The 18382-nt window shown below is 47.4% G+C and carries 16 protein-coding genes; 9 read left to right on the plus strand and 7 right to left on the minus strand.

Going from position 1 to position 18382, the window contains the following annotated elements:
- Nucleotides 1-85: 85 nt before the first annotated feature.
- Nucleotides 86-298 (minus strand): hypothetical protein, encoded by a 213-nt coding sequence (locus HMPREF3047_RS11410; protein WP_159068520.1) that lies wholly within the window; start codon nt 296-298, stop codon nt 86-88.
- A gap of 399 nt (nt 299-697) precedes the next feature.
- Nucleotides 698-2134: an NAD-dependent succinate-semialdehyde dehydrogenase gene (locus tag HMPREF3047_RS04575; protein ID WP_070712329.1), complete on the minus strand. Its 1437-nt coding sequence runs from the start codon at nt 2132-2134 to the stop codon at nt 698-700.
- A 330-nt stretch (nt 2135-2464) separates the two neighbouring features.
- On the opposite strand from HMPREF3047_RS04575, the gene dnaG reads away from it, so the two are divergent.
- Complete coding sequence (dnaG, locus tag HMPREF3047_RS04580) at nt 2465-4237, plus strand: DNA primase (RefSeq protein WP_070585729.1); 1773 nt, start codon at nt 2465-2467, stop codon at nt 4235-4237.
- A gap of 194 nt (nt 4238-4431) precedes the next feature.
- Nucleotides 4432-6384: an RNA polymerase sigma factor RpoD gene (gene rpoD, locus HMPREF3047_RS04585; RefSeq protein WP_070712330.1), complete on the plus strand. Its 1953-nt coding sequence runs from the start codon at nt 4432-4434 to the stop codon at nt 6382-6384.
- Nucleotides 6385-6501: 117 nt separating this feature from the next.
- Here rpoD and HMPREF3047_RS04590 read toward each other — a convergent pair whose 3' ends face one another.
- Nucleotides 6502-7854, minus strand: a complete 1353-nt coding sequence (locus HMPREF3047_RS04590) for a polynucleotide adenylyltransferase PcnB (RefSeq protein WP_070712331.1) — start codon at nt 7852-7854, stop codon at nt 6502-6504.
- Nucleotides 7855-8070: 216 nt separating this feature from the next.
- Here HMPREF3047_RS04590 and HMPREF3047_RS04595 point away from each other — a divergent pair, with 216 nt between their 5' ends.
- The 5 genes from HMPREF3047_RS04595 (at nt 8071) to HMPREF3047_RS04615 (ending at nt 10702) form a co-directional block, all read left to right on the plus strand.
- Nucleotides 8071-8256: a DUF3460 family protein gene (locus HMPREF3047_RS04595; RefSeq protein ID WP_003680728.1), complete on the plus strand. Its 186-nt coding sequence runs from the start codon at nt 8071-8073 to the stop codon at nt 8254-8256.
- Between the two features lie 12 nt (nt 8257-8268).
- Nucleotides 8269-8937, plus strand: coding sequence for a class I SAM-dependent methyltransferase (locus HMPREF3047_RS04600; RefSeq protein ID WP_070712332.1), 669 nt, complete (start codon nt 8269-8271; stop codon nt 8935-8937).
- Nucleotides 8938-8951: 14 nt separating this feature from the next.
- A complete protein-coding gene (locus tag HMPREF3047_RS04605; RefSeq protein ID WP_070712333.1) occupies nt 8952-9707 on the plus strand; it encodes a tetratricopeptide repeat protein in 756 nt (251 codons plus the stop codon).
- A gap of 80 nt (nt 9708-9787) precedes the next feature.
- Nucleotides 9788-10273, plus strand: coding sequence for a 5-(carboxyamino)imidazole ribonucleotide mutase (purE, locus tag HMPREF3047_RS04610; RefSeq protein WP_070712334.1), 486 nt, complete (start codon nt 9788-9790; stop codon nt 10271-10273).
- A 96-nt stretch (nt 10274-10369) separates the two neighbouring features.
- Nucleotides 10370-10702 carry a hypothetical protein gene (locus HMPREF3047_RS04615; RefSeq protein WP_070712335.1) on the plus strand — a complete coding sequence of 111 codons (333 nt, stop codon included), beginning with the start codon at nt 10370-10372 and terminating at the stop codon, nt 10700-10702.
- An 82-nt stretch (nt 10703-10784) separates the two neighbouring features.
- Here the strand turns inward: HMPREF3047_RS04615 and HMPREF3047_RS04620 are convergent, their stop codons facing one another.
- Complete coding sequence (locus tag HMPREF3047_RS04620) at nt 10785-12578, minus strand: 2-isopropylmalate synthase (protein ID WP_070712336.1); 1794 nt, start codon at nt 12576-12578, stop codon at nt 10785-10787.
- A gap of 226 nt (nt 12579-12804) precedes the next feature.
- Here HMPREF3047_RS04620 and HMPREF3047_RS04625 point away from each other — a divergent pair, with 226 nt between their 5' ends.
- Nucleotides 12805-13920 carry a methyltransferase gene (locus tag HMPREF3047_RS04625; protein ID WP_070712337.1) on the plus strand — a complete coding sequence of 372 codons (1116 nt, stop codon included), beginning with the start codon at nt 12805-12807 and terminating at the stop codon, nt 13918-13920.
- A 121-nt stretch (nt 13921-14041) separates the two neighbouring features.
- Here HMPREF3047_RS04625 and bfr (HMPREF3047_RS04630) read toward each other — a convergent pair whose 3' ends face one another.
- Nucleotides 14042-14515: a bacterioferritin gene (gene bfr / locus HMPREF3047_RS04630; protein WP_003680736.1), complete on the minus strand. Its 474-nt coding sequence runs from the start codon at nt 14513-14515 to the stop codon at nt 14042-14044.
- 29 nt (nt 14516-14544) lie between these two features.
- The gene (bfr, locus tag HMPREF3047_RS04635) at nt 14545-15009 is read right to left on the minus strand and encodes a bacterioferritin (protein WP_070461824.1); all 465 of its coding nucleotides are present in this window, start codon (nt 15007-15009) and stop codon (nt 14545-14547) included.
- Nucleotides 15010-15428: 419 nt separating this feature from the next.
- Here bfr (HMPREF3047_RS04635) and typA point away from each other — a divergent pair, with 419 nt between their 5' ends.
- The gene (gene typA, locus HMPREF3047_RS04640) at nt 15429-17240 is read left to right on the plus strand and encodes a translational GTPase TypA (RefSeq protein ID WP_070712338.1); all 1812 of its coding nucleotides are present in this window, start codon (nt 15429-15431) and stop codon (nt 17238-17240) included.
- A gap of 101 nt (nt 17241-17341) precedes the next feature.
- On the opposite strand, the gene HMPREF3047_RS04645 is transcribed toward typA, so the two are convergent.
- On the minus strand, nt 17342-18298 hold the full coding sequence (locus HMPREF3047_RS04645) for a cupin domain-containing protein (protein WP_070712339.1): 957 nt from the start codon (nt 18296-18298) through the stop codon (nt 17342-17344).
- Nucleotides 18299-18382 lie beyond the last annotated feature (84 nt).

An 18382-nucleotide genomic window follows, 5' to 3' on the forward strand; every position in this document is an offset into this window, starting at 1 on the left:
TTTTGCAAAGGTCTCAGGCCGTCTGAAAACCAACTATCAGACGGCCTAAATAATTAAATGCCCGTTCTACAATCATTTTTAAAAGCTAGAATGGCACTCTTTGTCCTTGTTTATCTTTAAGATGCCATTGACCTGCCGGTGTACAACCGCCGCCACTACCGCCGACAGCATAATGATCACAATTCGGATCAAGACGTTTTCCTTGAGAATATGAGCCATTTGTCAAACCATCTCCATCAAATGAACTGCATGCGCCGGTGAAAGCTACGCAAAACAGGATTAAAAATTTCTTCAACATTCACATCACCTTTTTTATAAAAGTCACACCCAAAAATTGTACCCTGAATAAAGTTTCTACGCTATCGATATGAGCCACACTGTGCAAGCAAAAAGAACTAATCTTACCTTGCTCACTGTTGTATTGCCGCCGATATATGTACCAAAATTTCCGTTGCCATCACTCAAAGAAAAACTACTGCCAGAAATTTGGAATACACATCTAATGCAATTAAAAACATATAAAATAGTTATCAAACTAATTTTATAAACATGTGACAAATTTTTTGCAACTTTGTTTCTTATGGTTTTGCTTCTTTATAAAGCTCGTTCTCATAATATGAAAATTACCCAATACCTTTTCTGCGTTTAAAAAAGGCCGTCTGAAAACCAAATTTCAGACGGCCTTTACTGTGCAGCTTTATTCCGCTACATCAATGCACAAATATTTCAATTCCAAATATTCATCCGCACCATATTTGCTGCCTTCACGTCCCAAACCGCTACGTTTTACGCCGCCAAATGGTGCCACTTCATTACTGATTAAGCCCGTATTGATACCGACCATTCCGTATTCCAAGGCTTCGCCGACGCGCCACTGGCGGGCGGTGTCGGAGGTAAAAAGGTAAGCTGCCAAACCGTATTCCGTATTGTTCGCAGCCTCGACGACTTCGGCTTCGGTTTCAAAAGAGAACACCGGACACAAAGGTCCGAAGGTTTCCTCGCGAGCTACCGCCATTTGCGCCGTAACGCCGCTTAAAACGGTCGGCTCAAAAAACGTTCCGCCCAATGCGCTGCGTTTGCCGCCGGTCAGGCAACTTGCGCCTTTAGCAAGCGCATCGGCGATATGCTGCTCGACTTTCTCCACCGCTTTTTCCTCAATCAACGGCCCTTGGTTTACGCCATCCTCCAAGCCGTTACCCAATTTGAGCGCCGCCACTTTTTCACTTAATTTGCGGCAAAATGCGTCGTAAATGCCGGACTGAGCATAAACGCGGTTGGTGCAGACGCAGGTCTGACCGCTGTTACGGAACTTGCTGGCAAGCGCGCCTTCAACGGCTTTGTCCAAATCGGCATCGTCAAACACGATAAACGGCGCGTTGCCGCCCAGTTCCAAACTGAGTTTTTTAATGTCCGCCGCGCTGTCAGCAAAAATTTTCGCGCCGACTTCGGTTGAGCCGGTAAAGCTGATTTTGCGCACGGTTGGATTCGTAGCAAATTCATGGCTGATTTCCGAAGCGCTACCACTGACAACAGGCAACAAATCCTGCGGCACGCCCGCTTTGTAGGCCAGCACGGCCAACGCATACGCACTCAAAGGCGTGAGCGATGCAGGTTTGACTATCATCGCACAGCCCACCGCCAAAGCAGGCGCAGCCTTGCGCGCAATCATCGCGGATGGAAAATTCCATGGCGTAATCGCAGCGGTAACGCCGACAGGCTGTTTCAATACAACCAGTTTTTGCGACTCTTTCACACTCGTCAACACATCGCCGTCAATCCGCCTCGCCTCTTCCGCAAACCAGCGCACAAACGAAGCCGCATAATCAATTTCACCACGCGCCTCAGTCAGACTTTTACCTTGCTCCATCGTCATGATACGCGCCAGTTCTTCTTTGTTTTCTTTAATCAAAAAATACCAACGCCACAATACATCGGCGCGTTCCAACGCAGTTTTTGCCGCCCATAATTTTTGTGCCGTCTCTGCTTTTTGAATCAAAAGTTTCAGGCCGTCTGAATCAGTCTTACGGACAAACGCCAAAGCCTCACCTGTTGCAGGGTTATCAACTTTAATGGCATTTGGAATCGGAGAAAAGGAAATATCGGGATGATTGAGCAAACGGGCAAAATCTTTCATGAGAAACGACCTTTCTAAAACCGAGGATATACGTTCATTATCATATTCATACCATCAAAGTGCAACTAAATAGAAAAATAAACCAACATCAAAGGCCGTCTGAATATCTTACAGACGGCCTTTGCTTTAACGACATCATATCTATCTTAAATAACGAATGAAATACGATGATTAATACCCTACCTCAAAAGGATAAGACACATGTATTACAACAATTTGCTATAATATAAAAATCAGTTCAACCCTCATCCAAAATTCCATTTTCAGACGGCCTTTGTCTGTTTATAAGGCCGTCTGAAATGTTTTCCGTCCATCCTCTTCTGCCGAACCATGATTCCATCTGATTTCATTGACGAGCTTTTGTCCAAAGTCGATATTGTCGATATTATCGACGAGCAGGTTCCGCTGAAGAAAGGCGGGGCGAACTATATGGCCTGCTGTCCGTTTCACAAGGAAAAGACGCCGTCGTTTTCGGTCAGCCCGACCAAGCAGTTTTACCATTGCTTCAGTTGCGGGGCTCATGGTTCGGCGATTGGTTTTGTGATGGAACATCAGGGGCTGTCGTTTCCGGAGGCGGTGCAGTTTTTGGCTGATCGCGTCGGCATGACGGTACCTAAAGTTCGTGGGCAGGAAGACAACCCCGAAATCCGTGCCGAACGTAAAAAAAAGCAACAAACTTTGGAAGAAACAACGGCAGCGGCAGCGGATTTTTACGCGCAACAGTTGAAATTGAATCCGGAGGCAAAGGCTTATTTAGACAAACGCGGCTTGAGTGCGGAAGTCATCGCACATTATGGTTTGGGCTATGCGCCTGACGGTTGGCAGCCTTTGGCGCAAGTATTCCAACCCTATCCTAATACTGCGTTGGTGGATACGGGCATGGTCATCGATAACGAAGGCAAACATTACGACCGCTTTCGTCATCGGATTATGTTCCCTATCCGTAATCCGCGCGGACAAGTCATCGGCTTTGGCGGCCGCGTATTGGACGACTCCAAACCCAAATACCTGAACTCGCCCGATACGCCTTTGTTTGACAAAGGGAAAAACCTTTACGGGCTACATGAAGGGCGTGCTGCCGTAAAAGAGGCAGGACGGATTTTGGTGGTCGAAGGCTACATGGACGTGGTCGCATTGGCGCAGTTCGGCATTGGCTACGGCGTAGCGGCTTTAGGTACGGCAACCACTGCAGAACACGTCAAAATCCTGATGCGTCAGGCCGACAGTATTTATTTTTGTTTTGATGGCGACAGTGCAGGACGTAAAGCGGCTTGGCGCGCGCTGGAAAATGCGTTACCGCAATTAAAAGACGATAAATCGCTGCATTTTCTATTCCTACCTGAAGAACACGACCCAGACAGCTACATCCGCGCCTACGGCAAGACTCAATTTGAAGATGCCTTGTTAAACCAAAGCAAGCCCCTATCGGAATACTTTTGGGAACATCTTTCAGACGGCCTCAACCTCAATACGCAAGAAGGTAAAGCAGAATTGGTCAAAACCAGTTCTCCGCTTTTGGCTCAGATTACCGCACCGGCATTGGGCTATCTTCTGAAACAAAAACTCAGCGAGCTAGTGGGCATTGACCCTGACAACCTCGCCCAGTTACTCGGACAAGAAGCGCCAAAACGGCACGTCAAACAAAAAAGTTACAAACTGCCGCCTATTTCTGTCAAACAGCCAACCATGCTGACGCTGGTTCAAAGACAGATACGCAGCCTCTTGATAAATCCGGCTTGGGCTTCATATATAGACCTGCCCGATTATCTGGCTTTAAGCGGCGACTTTGCCTGCCTTGCCAATTTGGCCGAAACCATCAAACATCACGATACGACTCCTGCAACCGCACAAGTGCTTGAATATATGCGCGGTTCGCCCTATGAGGAAACCGTCAATCAAATCTTTTTATCGACCCTTCACTCTGAAGAAATGGAAGGGGATAACGAGGAAGATTGCGAAAGTTTCCAAATCGGCATGAAAAAGTTGTTAAATGAATTAAAATACAGTCAAATCGAAACTTTAAAGCAAAAAAGTATTCAAACTGGTTTGACCGAAAATGAAAAAAGACTTTTGCTGTCGCTTTTGACGGCAAAGCAAAACTAACCCCTCAGGCCGTCTGAACAATCTAAACACACGCTGCGAAACATGACACGCAGAACACTCCATCTGTAATATTTTCAGACGGCCTCAGAGTATTAAAGTGAAATCTGATTTCACAACAAAAAGCTCTGCTCCGCCTTCAGGTACGGCTACATCACCGTAAACCGTCGGCATCCTATCAACCTAGAGAGCAATCCATGTCTAAAAACCAAAACTACGAAGAATACCAAGACCAAGACGACAACCGTCCCTTGAGTATCGAAGAGCAGCGCGCCCGCCTGCGTCAACTCATTATTATGGGTAAAGAACGCGGCTACATCACTTATTCCGAAATTAACGACGCGCTGCCCGACGATATGTCCGACGCCGAGCAAATCGACAACATCGTCAGCATGATTTCCGGCTTGGGTATCCAAGTAACCGAGCAAGCTCCCGATGCTGAAGACATCCTCTTGAGCGACAACGCCGCCGCCATGACCGACGACGATGCCGTTGAAGAAGCCGAAGCAGCACTCTCCAGTGCAGATTCAGAATTCGGCCGCACAACCGACCCTGTGCGTATGTATATGCGTGAAATGGGTCAAGTCGATCTGTTGACGCGTGAAGACGAAATCATTATCGCCAAAAAAATCGAAAATGCACTGAAAAACATGGTGCAGGCAATCTCCGCCTGCCCAGGCTCGATTGCCGAAATTCTGGCTTTGATCGAACAAGTCCGCAACGACGAAATCCGTGTGGATGAAGTCGTTGAAGCCATTATCGACCCTAATGAAGTCTTGTTGAACGAATTGGGCTTAGGTCACTTAGAAAATGCCAAACCAGATGACGAAGAAGGCGAAACCGTTAGCGATGATGAAGATAGCGACGATGAAGATGAAGACGATTCAGGTAGCGACTCTGAAGCCATATCCGCTGCCCATTTGGCCGAACTGAAACAAAAAGTTTTGGAACACTTCGCCTTTATCGAGAGCGAATACGGCAAAATGATCAAGCAGTTGGAAAAATACGGCAGCCTGCACACCAACTACCTGAAACACCGTGATGCCATTGCCAACAAACTGTTAGAAGTCCGTTTTGCCACACGTCAAATCGAAAATTTGAGCAGCAACCTGCGCAGCCGCGTTGAAAACATCCGTAAACTCGAGCGTGAAATCCGCGACATCTGTATCGACCGCGTCCGTATGGATCGCGACTACTTCATCAAAAACTTCCTGCCAGCTATTACCGATTTGGAATGGGTAGAAGAAGAAGTAGCCAAAGGCCGTGTATGGGCAAACGCGTTAGATCGTTTCCGCCACGCCATCCTCGAAAAACAAACCGAGCTGGCAAATATGGAAACTGAAACCCGCATTTCCATCGAAGAGTTGAAAGAAATCAACAAAAACATGGTGTTGAGCGAGAAAGAAACCTCAGCCGCCAAACAGGAAATGATTCAGGCCAACTTGCGTTTGGTTATTTCCATTGCCAAAAAATACACCAACCGCGGCTTGCAGTTTCTTGATTTGATTCAAGAAGGCAATATCGGTCTGATGAAAGCGGTAGACAAATTCGAATACCGCCGCGGCTACAAGTTCTCGACTTACGCCACATGGTGGATCCGTCAAGCGATTACGCGTTCCATCGCCGACCAAGCGCGTACCATCCGTATTCCGGTTCACATGATTGAAACCATCAACAAAATGAACCGTATCTCGCGCCAATACCTGCAAGAAACCGGTGAAGAGCCTGATTCCGCCAAACTTGCCGAGCTGATGGAAATGCCGGAAGACAAAATCCGCAAAATCATGAAAATCGCCAAAGAGCCGATTTCCATGGAAACGCCGATTGGCGATGACGATGATTCGCACTTGGGCGACTTCATCGAGGATGCCAACAACGTTGCACCGGCAGAAGCTGCGATGTACACCAGCCTGCACGAAGTAACCAAAGAAATCCTCGAAAGCCTGACGCCGCGTGAAGCCAAAGTTTTGCGTATGCGTTTCGGTATCGATATGAATACCGACCACACTTTGGAAGAAGTCGGCAAACAATTTGACGTAACCCGAGAACGTATCCGTCAAATCGAAGCCAAAGCCCTGCGCAAGCTGCGCCACCCGACCCGCAGCGACCGCCTCCGCAGCTTCCTCGACAGCGAAGAAAACAAATCATAAAAGCAAACCGCAGGTTGAAAGACCTGCGGTTTTTTATTGGAATACAAAAAGGCCGTCTGAAAACCAAATCCCAAAAGATTTAATCGTTTCAGACGGCCTTAAATTTATTTTGATAACTTATTCAGCCTCTGTAGTTTTCTTTTTCGGACGACGGCAGCGACGTTTGGGTTTGCCATCAGTTGATCCACTTTGTTTCTGACGTTTGTGATCATTGGCCGCAGTCATTTGCTGGCGTGTTTCCTCATCGGCATGTTGGAAAGTTGTCCACCAAGAAGCCATCTCTTTATCAACCTCGCCAACCTCGCTACGCAAAATCAGGAAATCATAAGCGGCTCGGAAACGTGTTTGCGATAGCAGGCGATATGGGCGTGCGCCGCGCATATTGTCAAATTGCGGCTGAAATTGCCAGACTTCACGCATGGTTGCAGAAAATCGTTGCGGTACACCCCAACCCTTCTCTACCGTATCTCGCATGGTGTTCATCGCATCCATCAATGCAGGGACAGGTTTTTGTCCATGGCTCAGATTTCGTTGCCACATAGCATTTAGTGTCGGCCACAATACCGCCGCCAATACGAAACCGACAGAAACGGACTTATCCGCACGGATACGCTCATCGGTATTTTTCAAGGCCAACATAATCATACGTTTATCGGCCGCTTCGGCAGTTTTCAAGGCATCTAAAAGCGGATGGATGCCTTCGGGAATGCCCAACTCGTTTAGCCGTTTCAAACAGGCACGGGAATAACCGGAAAACAAGATTTTCAGAATTTCATCAAAAAGACGGGCCACCGGCTCATTTTTCAGACGGCCTGCATATTCTGCAATCGGCAAAGCCGTTTGCTCTTCCACTTCAAAGCCCAACTTGCCAGACAAACGGACGGCGCGAAGAATACGGACAGGATCTTCCTGATAGCGTTCGGCAGGATCGCCTATCATCACCAATTTTTTATCGGCAACATCAGCCACGCCCTGATGAAAGTCCCAAATCTCCTCTTTAATCGGGTCGTAATACAGTGCATTACAAGTAAAGTCGCGACGCATGGCATCTTCTTCAATGCTGCCGTAAGTATTGTCCTTCATAATTCGGCCTTGCGCATTTTGCTGAACCTTATCGCCGCCGCGGAACGTTGTCACTTCAATGGTTTCAGGACCGATCATCACATGAACGATTTGGAAGCGGCGGCCGATAATGCGGCTGCGGCGAAATACTTTGCGGATTTGCTCCGGTGTGGCATCAGTTGCGATATCAAAGTCTTTGGGCTCAACCCCGAGCAACAAATCCCGAACAGCCCCACCTACAACATAAGCCTGAAAACCGGCTTCATGCAGGCGTTTGGCAATTTTCTCTGCGGCAAAGCTCAACATATCCGCGCGGATACCGTGTTGCTCAAGCGGGATAATTTCCTTTTCGGGCAACGATTTGACGTGTTTTTTAGGCAACACTTTATGCAGCCATTTCTTTAACATAAGCAGCTCTTTTCACAATAAAAAAGGCCGTCTGAAACTTGTCTGGCTTAAGCCTTTGCACAATATTCTGCCGCAGAAGGGACAAAACATTGAGCAAAGGCTTCAGACGGCCTAAAAAAGACGTGCCATTATACCTTATGGAAGTTCGATTAATTAGCGTATTGGCAAAAAATATCGGCTATAATGACGGTCTGACAACGATTCAGGCAGAACATCATGTACCACTACAAATCCGAAGCTACCCAATTCCTCGACAAACTCATGGAAGACAATCCCGAAATGGAAGCGCAACGCCTCGAAAACCGCCATTTGCTGTGGGATGTTACCCTCAATCCGACAGAGCAGGCCGAATTTGAAGCGGCCAAAGTCAACAAAAAACCCTACACCTACTATCAAGACTAATCCCGTATCGGCATGACGACCAACACATACAATACCGATCCGGCATTACAACATTACCTCAACAGCATTGGTCAATCCGAACATCCCGTTTTGACCGCATTGCGCGAGCGTACCCAATCACATCGTCTGGGAAAGATGGCCATCGCCCAAGAGCAGGCAGCCATGTTGGTGTGGTTGGCCAACTTATTGAATGCCAAAAAATATTTGGAAGTTGGCGTCTTTACCGGTTACAGCAGCACCTCCGTGGCGCTCGCCCTCCCCGAAGACGGCAAAATCACGGCTTGCGACATTAATGTAACCTTTACCGATATTGCCCGCGAAACATGGCAGGCAGCAGGCATAGCGCATAAAATCTCGCTTCATCTGCAACCGGCTTTGCTGACTTTGGACGATTTGATTGTGCAAGGCGAATCGGAAAGCTATGACTTGGCACTTATCGATGCCGACAAACCGCCCACGCCGCAATATTTTGAACGCTGTTTGCAACTGGTACGGAGTGGCGGCGTGATTGCCATCGACAATATCTTGTTGGGTGGACGCGTCATGAATGAAGCTGCCGAAAATGATCCGCCAAGCTTGGATATCCTGCGCCATTTCAACCAAAATCTACCGCACGATACACGCATTATTCCCATTACCCTGCCTGTCGGCGACGGTTTGACACTGCTACTAAAAAAATAAAACGACACAATCCGATGAAAACATTATCACATTCCCTGTTTCTTTTGCCGCTTACTCTATTGGCCGCATCATGCGCTGTTTCCCACCCTCCCCAATCTGCCGACAATCCCAACTTTGTCCTGCCGGATATTCCGCGTGAACCTTTGTCTGAGAAAAATATTCCCTATCCGCGTTTGGACGCACAAACCCAGATTGACCACTTGGGCATACAAATTGCCCGACTGGAACGCACGGTTGAAGAATTAAATCAACGCTTGCACACATTGGAACAACAACGAACCATCAAGCGTCCGACTACTTCGGCTTCCAACCCCAAAGCCCAGCGATTAGACGACCGCAAGCTGAAAATGAACTATTTGTCCAATGGCGGCGGCGTGCCGTCTGAAACAGACTCAGCCGCACAAAACGAACTGCGCCTTTATAATCAAGCGCAAAAATACTATCAGCGCAACAACTTCTCTGCTGCAGTAGCCATTCTAAAAGAGGCTGACGGCGGCAACGGAAGCGAAATTGCCCGCCGCAATATGTATTTGCTCCTGCAAAGCCAACAACGTCTGGGCAACTGCGAATCCGTTATCGAAATCGGCAACCGCTACGCCAACCGATTCCGCAACAGCCCGCAAGCTCCTGATGCAATGTACAGCATCGGCCAGTGCCAATACAAACTGCAACAAAAAGACATCGCCCGCAGCACATGGCGCAAACTGATACAAAGCTTCCCAAACAGCGAGGCAGCAAAACGCGCTTCCATCAGCCTTAAACAAAGATAAACGTTCAGACGGCCTTGTCATCTCCAAGGCCGTCTGAATATTTTTTACCCTTAATCCATTCAAGCAAAAGGAACTCCTTCATGATCCAAGTCGGCATTATTATGGGCAGCAACAGCGATTGGCCAGTGATGCAGCAGGCAGCACAATTTCTCAAAGAATTCGGCGTTGAATACGAAGCGCGTGTCGTCTCTGCACACCGTACGCCTGATTTGATGTTTGAATACGCCGAAACCGCACGCGAACGCGGCATCAAAGCCATCATTGCCGGCGCAGGCGGCGCAGCGCATTTGCCGGGCATGGTCGCTGCCAAAACCACGGTTCCCGTCTTGGGCGTTCCCGTTCCCAGCAAATATCTGCGCGGCGAAGACTCCCTGCTTTCGATTGTGCAAATGCCCAAAGGCGTTCCTGTTGCCACATTTGCCATTGGCGAAGCCGGTGCGGCCAATGCAGCGCTGTTTGCCATTTCACTTTTGGCCAACGAAAATCCTGAATTGGCTGAAAAATTGGCCGCTTTCCGTGCCAAACAAGAACAAACCGTTTTAGACATGGAACTGCCCGAAGCATAAGGAACTAAGGCCGTCTGAAAGTTGTAAATGGAAACTTTGATTTCGTTTTACGATTGTTCAGACGGCCTTAGTCTTTTATCAAATTGAATTAATGCCATGAAAACCCTAGCATTTATCCTACTCTCCACCCTGCTTTGTTCCTGCCAAAGCCCAAGCACTCCTACTCAATCAACTGCAATTCCATCTCAGCAACAAGCCCAAGATACAACCGGCAATCTGATTATCTTCTATGATGCCCAAACCGGTTCTGCACCATTGCTAAAAGCAGTGAAAACCTCGGGTGCAACTTTGGTTTACGAATACAAAAACCTGAACGGCATTGCTATTCGTCCATCTTCCAAGACCAATATTGAAGATGCCATTGCCTATTTCAAAAAGGTAAACGGCGTATTGTCCGTCGAACAAGATAGGCTGCTGAAACTTCAATAACCAGTTGGTTCTTTAGCCTAATAAAAAAGCCGTCCGAAACGTATTACAACGTTTTCAGACGGCCTTTTACTTGTTCAAAGCATTAAATCATGCCGCTGCCTTGCGCTTTTGGCTTGGCTTGGCCGAATTCCAATTTACTCAGCGCAGACAAATAGGCTTTGGCAGTCGCCACCAACACGTCGGTATCTGCGCCTTGACCGTTGACCACACGATCGCCACGTTGCAGACGGACAGAAGTTTCGCCTTGGCTTTCGGTACCTTGCGTCACCGCGTTAACAGAGTAAATCTGCAAGGTCGCGCCACTTTGAGCCACGCTTTCAATGGCTTTGAAGATCGCGTCAACAGGGCCAGAGCCGGTAGCGGTAGCGTGTTTTTCTTCGCCGCGAATACTGAACACGATATTGGCACGAGGCTCTTCGCCGGTTTCGGTGCTGATTTTTTGGGAGATGAATTTGTAGCTTTCAGCATTCAGGCTGCCCATTTCATCAGACACCAATGCGTGCAAGTCTTCATCAAAGATTTCGCGTTTCTTATCCGCCAGCTCTTTGAAGCGTGCAAATGCCGCATTCAATGCCTCTTCACTTTCCAACTCAATACCCAAATCTGCCAGCTTGGTTTTGAAAGCATTACGGCCGGAGAGTTTACCCAAAGTCAGGCGGTTGGTTGACCAGCCGACTGATTCGGCAGTCATGATTTCATAGGTTTCAGGGTGTTTCAACACGCCGTCTTGGTGGATGCCTGATTCGTGTGCAAAAGCGTTTGCACCGACTACTGCTTTGTTTGGCTGAATCGGATAGCCGGTAATGGTGGATACCAGTTTGGATACCGGCACGATTTGCGTGGTATCGATGCCAGTTTCCAAGCCAAACAAATCATGACGCACTTTCAACGCCATCACAATTTCTTCAAGGCTGGCATTACCCGCACGTTCTCCCAAGCCGTTGATGGTACATTCCACCTGACGCACACCTGCCTGAACAGCAGCCAGCGAGTTGGCAACCGCCATACCCAAGTCATTATGGCAGTGGGTCGACCAGACTACTTTGTCGCCGTTGGGCACGCTTTTGATGATGTTACTGATACGCTCGTACCATACGGAAGGGATGGAGTAGCCGACAGTATCGGGAATGTTGATAGTAGTCGCCCCCGCTTCGATAACCGCCGTAAAGATTTTGGCGAGGAAGTCCAAATCCGAACGCACGGCGTCTTCGGCGGAAAATTCCACATCGTCAGTATATTCTTTGGCAATTTTTACCGCTTTGACCGCCGCATCGATGACCTGCTGCGGCTTCATTTTCAGTTTGTGCTCCATGTGGATCGGGCTGGTGGCGATAAAAGTGTGAATACGTTTATTCGGAGCAGGGGAAACAGCTTCGCCTGCTTTGCGCACATCGTTTTCAACGGCACGCGCCAATGAGCAAACTGTAGATTTAGTAATGATTTTGGCAATCGCATTAACCGATTCAAAATCGCCCGGACTGGCTGCTGCAAAACCTGCCTCAATCACATCAACACCCATCTTTTCCAACTGGCGGGCAATACGGATTTTCTCCTCTTTGGTCATGGATGCACCGGGCGACTGCTCGCCGTCGCGCATGGTGGTATCGAAAATGATAACGCGGTTGGTTTGTGTCATTTCTGTTCTCTCCAGAGATTCGTTTTTTTGTAAAAAAGCATTCAAATCAAGCGGTCTGCCTTGCACTTCCGCCAAAGCGGTCAGTTTTTGCAACTGAGCCAAAGGCAGGGAACCGCGTGTACGCCATTTATAGATAGCCGCCGTCGTTGCAGCATTTTCCGGGTCGTGCTGTTTCAGGGCTTCGGCCAGCGCGTTTACGCCACCAAAATAGGCAACCAAACGGTCAATGTCTAATTGCATGATGTTCCTTGTCCAAATCTGATTAAGATTATTGTGTTCTAGTTTTGCATTATACTCATTTTAGACAAAACGACAATCTATTTTTATCAAAATATTAGTATAATTTTTAAAATCTGAGAAAATTTTATACATTTTGTCTAATTCAGACTATTAAAAGCTCCTCTCAAACCGAACACATCCTAAATATAGTAAACTAATCCCCTATTTCTCCGATTTGAAACACATTATGCCCCACACCATCCCTACCGACCGTTCCGACATCGAATGGCGCAACGAAAGCACACAAAAGCCGCCTAAGCAGGCGGTTTACATCCAAGAAGCAGCCACAGCAGAAATTTTAAAAAATGCCCACGCGCAAACTGCAACTGTTTGGACTGGCGATTTTCATAATGCCAAGCAAGTCTTAGCCGCAATGAAAAAGCGTATCCGCAGGCCGTCTGAAAAAAAGAAAGGCGCACCTGCCGATATTCAGACGGCCTTCCACGCCCACCGTATGAAACAAGCTCAGCAAAGTCGTTTGCTCAATATGCTTGCCGTTGAAATTCAACCGAATTTTCAACTGGGCAATGCACGCGCACCCAACATCTACTCTGCCCTGTGCGATGTTTACGACACACCAAACGACAAGCCGTTTCTTTTGCCGCTGAATCAATTACTGGGCTTTATCGGTGCACACGAATGGCACAAAAAAGGCATAGATATCCCTCAACTAGACGGAAAAATCCATGTTCCTTTCGGCGTATTCTCTCCACTGCGCGGCGAGTATTTGGATTTAATCACACAAGCCCCACTCGCTCCCAATATTCAGACGGCCTTTGACATCGGCACCGGTTCAGGCGTTATTGCCGCAATTTTGGCCAAACGAGGCATACCCGACATCATTGCCACAGACACCAACCCCAAAGCAATTGCCTGCGCCATAGCAAACCTCGAACGCCTAGGCTTGGATAAAGCCGTCAATATCCAATTGATTGATTTATTTCCCAAAAGTTGCGCCGACCTTATCGTCTGCAATCCGCCTTGGCTGCCGGCAAAACCGACCTCCGCTATTGAGACTGCCCTTTACGACCCCAATCATGCCATGCTGACTGCGTTCCTCAACGGCATACGCAAGCACTTAAATCCAAACGGCGAAGCTTGGCTGATTATTTCCGACTTGGCAGAACACTTGCATTTGCGCGATAAAGACTTTCTAAACCAATGCTTTCAGACGGCCTCACTCGATGTAGTCGATATTTTGAAAACTAAACCGCAACACAAAAAAGCAATAGATGAATCCGACCCTTTGGCATTTGCTAGAAACAAGGAAACTACTTATCTATACCGTTTGAAAGCAATATAAAATCAAGGCCGTCTGAACATTCAGACGGCCTGTAAGCATTTTCATAAAAGAAAACGGCATATCCGTAAAGATATGCCGTCGATGGGAGCAGGGACTGCTATATTTGGCAGTGGTTTGTGTTTTAGTCCTCTTGCGCCGCTGTTTGCAGGTAGTTTGGCAAACCAACTTTACCAATCAATTCCTGCTGAGTTTCAAGCCAGTCGATGTGTTCTTCGTTGATGTCTTTTTGTTTTTCCAACAAATCACGGCTGACGTAGTCTTGTTGCTCTTCTGCAAGAGCGATGGCTGCAACCAGAGCATCATGTTTTTCATACTCTTTTTTCAGATCGCAGGCAATGATTTCTTCGGTAGATTCACCGATCAACAGTTTACCCAATTCTTGCAGATTAGGCAGGCCTTCCAAGAACAAAATACGCTCGATCAAATCGTCTGCGGATTTCATTTCGCGGATGGATTGTTTGAAGAAGTGTTCGCCCAATTCTTCAAAACCCCAGTTTTTCAAAATGCGGGCATGCAGGAAGTATTGGTTAATGGTAATCAGCAACAAACCTAAGTTTTTGTTCAGCTCGCGAATAACTAAGCGATCGCCTTTCATATTCAGCTCCTTATATGTTATAGGCTAGATTACAGTTGGCTTTGGTAGTAGTTGCCTTCGCCGACCAATTCGATCAGACGCAGTTGTTGTTCCAACCAGTGAGCGTGATCTTCTTCAGTGTCTTTCAGTTGGGCAACCATCAAATCGCGGGTAACGTAGTCTTGAGCTTCTTCGCACAATTTGATGCCTTTTTTCAACGCATCGCGTACTTCGTATTCAGTATTCAAGTCTGCTTTCAGACAAGAGACTACGTCAGTACCGATGTTCAGTTCGGCACGGGTCATTTTAGGCGTACCGCCCAACATCAGGATACGACGGATGAAGTCTTCGGCGTGAGTGGTTTCTTCTTCCATCTCGTGGTTCAAACGTTCGAACAGTTTGGTGTAACCCCATTCAGAGTACAGGCGAGAGTGGATAAAATATTGGTCGCGAGCAGCCAACTCACCAGACAATAATTCGTTCATGTAATCAATAACTGCTTGGTTGCCTTGCATAATTCTTTCTCTTTCTTTTAAAAGTTGATAATCACGAAATGAAGATTCGTGTGTTGTTATGGAATGAGGTAATTGTATGCATAAGTAGCACTTTTGACAAATTTTCTATTTAAAATACAAACAATTATCAAAAAATTTAACCCGCTTAAAAGGCCGTCTGAAAAATTAATCCCCTGTTTTTAATAACAATTTTTTGACATTAGTATTAAGAATCCATTGCATTATTCAAAAACATTTACATTCATTAACCATAAATAAAAGCAAATAATCCAACAAAATCAATCAAATTTAATTATGAATTATTCTCAACTACTGTTGCCTCATTTTTTTGACTCTTCTATTCGGCCAACACTTAGGAATCATGCTATAATTACCAGTTATCTTTTTTTTAAGCACCTAGCTGAAACACATAAATCATCATGAAACAAATCCGCAATATTGCCATCATCGCCCACGTCGACCATGGCAAAACCACATTAGTTGACCAATTGCTGCGCCAGTCCGGTACATTCCGTTCCAACCAACAAGTCGAAGAACGCGTCATGGACAGCAACGATCTTGAAAAAGAGCGCGGCATTACCATTCTCGCTAAAAATACCGCCATCGAATACGAAGGCTACCATATCAACATCGTAGATACCCCGGGACACGCCGATTTTGGTGGCGAAGTGGAACGTGTATTGGGCATGGTCGACTGTGTCGTACTGTTGGTTGACGCACAAGAAGGCCCTATGCCGCAAACCCGTTTCGTGACCAAAAAAGCCTTGGCTTTGGGTCTGAAACCTATCGTTGTTATCAACAAAATCGACAAACCGTCTGCCCGTCCAAGCTGGGTTATCGACCAAACATTCGAATTGTTCGACAACTTGGGCGCAACCGACGAACAATTGGACTTCCCTATCGTCTATGCTTCCGGCCTGTCCGGCTTTGCCAAACTGGATGAAAACGACGAGAGCAGCGATATGCGTCCTCTGTTCGACACCATCTTAAAACACACACCCGCACCGAGCGGCAGCGCGGACGAAACGCTGCAACTCCAAATTTCCCAGCTGGACTACGACAACTACACCGGCCGTCTCGGTATCGGCCGCATCCTGAACGGCCGCATCAAACCCGGCCAAGTTGTTGCCGTTATGAACCATGAAGAACAGGTTGCCCAAGGCCGTATCAACCAACTGTTGGGTTTCCAAGGCTTGGAACGCGTACCTTTGGAAGAGGCTGAAGCCGGCGATATCGTGATTATTTCCGGTATCGAAGACATCGGTATCGGCGTAACCATTACTGACAAAGACAATCCTAAAGGCTTGCCTATGTTGAGCGTGGACGAGCCGACCCTGACCATGGACTTTATGGTCAACACTTCTCCTTTGGCCGGCACTGAAGGCAAATTCGTGACTTCCCGCCAAATCCGCGACCGCCTGCAAAAAGAATTGCTGACCAACGTTGCCCTGCGTGTTGAAGATACTGCCGATGCCGATGTATTCCGCGTTTCCGGCCGTGGCGAATTGCATCTGACCATTTTGCTGGAAAATATGCGCCGCGAAGGCTTTGAACTGGCAGTCGGCAAACCGCGCGTGGTATTCCGTGAAATCAATGGCCAAAAATGCGAGCCTTACGAAAATCTGACCGTGGACGTACCGGATGACAACCAAGGTGCCGTTATGGAAGAGCTTGGCCGTCGCCGTGGCGAATTGACCAATATGGAAAGCGACGGCAATGGCCGTACCCGTCTGGAGTACCACATTCCTGCCCGCGGCCTGATCGGTTTCCAAGGCGAATTCCTGACTTTGACCCGCGGTACTGGCTTGATGAGCCACGTTTTTGACGACTACGCACCGGTTAAACCTGATATGCCCGGCCGTCACAACGGCGTACTGGTTTCTCAAGAGCAAGGTGAAGCCGTTGCTTACGCCCTGTGGAACTTGGAAGACCGCGGCCGTATGTTCGTTTCTCCAAACGACAAAGTCTACGAAGGTATGATTATCGGTATTCACAGTCGCGACAACGACTTGGTGGTAAACCCTCTGAAAGGTAAAAAACTGACCAACGTCCGTGCCAGCGGTACAGATGAAGCCGTGCGCCTAACTACGCCTATCAAATTGACTTTGGAAGGTGCGGTTGAGTTCATCGACGATGACGAACTGGTTGAAATTACGCCACAATCCATCCGCCTGCGTAAACGCTACCTGAGCGAATTGGAACGTCGCCGTCATTTCAAAAAACTGGACTAATCCTGTTTGATTGACATGCTTTAAAATCAAGGCCGTCTGAAAAGTGTTTTGGAAATCCTAGATTTCACTTTTACACTTTCAGACGGCCTTTTATCATCTATTTAAATAAAGTAAATCGACATTTCTTCCGCCTGCACCGCCGCTTCATCGGGTCGGTCATTTTTACGATATTGCCCCGGCGATATCCCATATTGCTTTTTAAATGCCTTGCCAAAATACGTTTCCGATTGAAAACCGACCGAAAGCGCAACCGATAAAACCGAATCCGCCGTCTGTTTCAACAATAATGCCCCCTGCTGCAAGCGGATGCTGTTAACAAAGGCATGCGGGCTTGTTCCCGTCTGCTGTTTAAATACTCGCATCAACTGGGCACGGGACAAATTGGCCATCGCAGTCATTTTCTCAATATTCCATTCTTCTTCCGGTTTTTCGACGACTGCCTGAAGCAAATTCCGCAAACGTTTATCCTGCCAACCATTCAGCAAACCGCTTAATTGCGCTTCCTCATTTTTCTCCAAACAGGCACGAAGCAGAAATACCAGCAGTACCGAAGCCAATGCATTCACAACCGCTACCGAGCCGGATAAAGCCTGACTGCTCTCATATTGCAATAAGGTCACCAAATACTGCAAAGACGGATGGTTGATGTTCAATAAAACGGTATCAGGCAGTCCCGTCATCATATCCGCCTGCGCTTCATATTCAAACCGTGCGCAAAAAAGATGCAAAGCCGCCTCCCCACCGGCATGACTTTGCTTGACTTTAAATGCACCATTCTCAGCCGTCAGCACGCGAACACCGAAATTTTCACAACTGCTGTCGCTGCTCAAAGTGTGCCCTACGCTGCGCGGGAAAAAAATGATATCCCCCGCACTCAGCAGCCTTGCCTCTTGCTCTCCATCAATTCGGATATAACCCGAACCGGCAGTTACGATATGCACCAAACCATGCGCACGCTTTGGTTCATGCCGCACATACCACTCCCCCTGAAACAGACATTGAACATCCACGCTGCCTTTTACCTGCGCCAATTCGACCAGCCTATCCAAAATATCCATAGTGTTTTTTTACCAATAAATGAGATGTTTTGACGATTAAAATCTTCCAATTATTGCAATAATACACACATCAAACACAAACAG

Origin of the sequence: Neisseria sp. HMSC075C10, from assembly GCF_001815615.1 — a bacterium.
Taxonomy (GTDB): Bacteria; Pseudomonadota; Gammaproteobacteria; order Burkholderiales; family Neisseriaceae; genus Neisseria; species Neisseria subflava_A.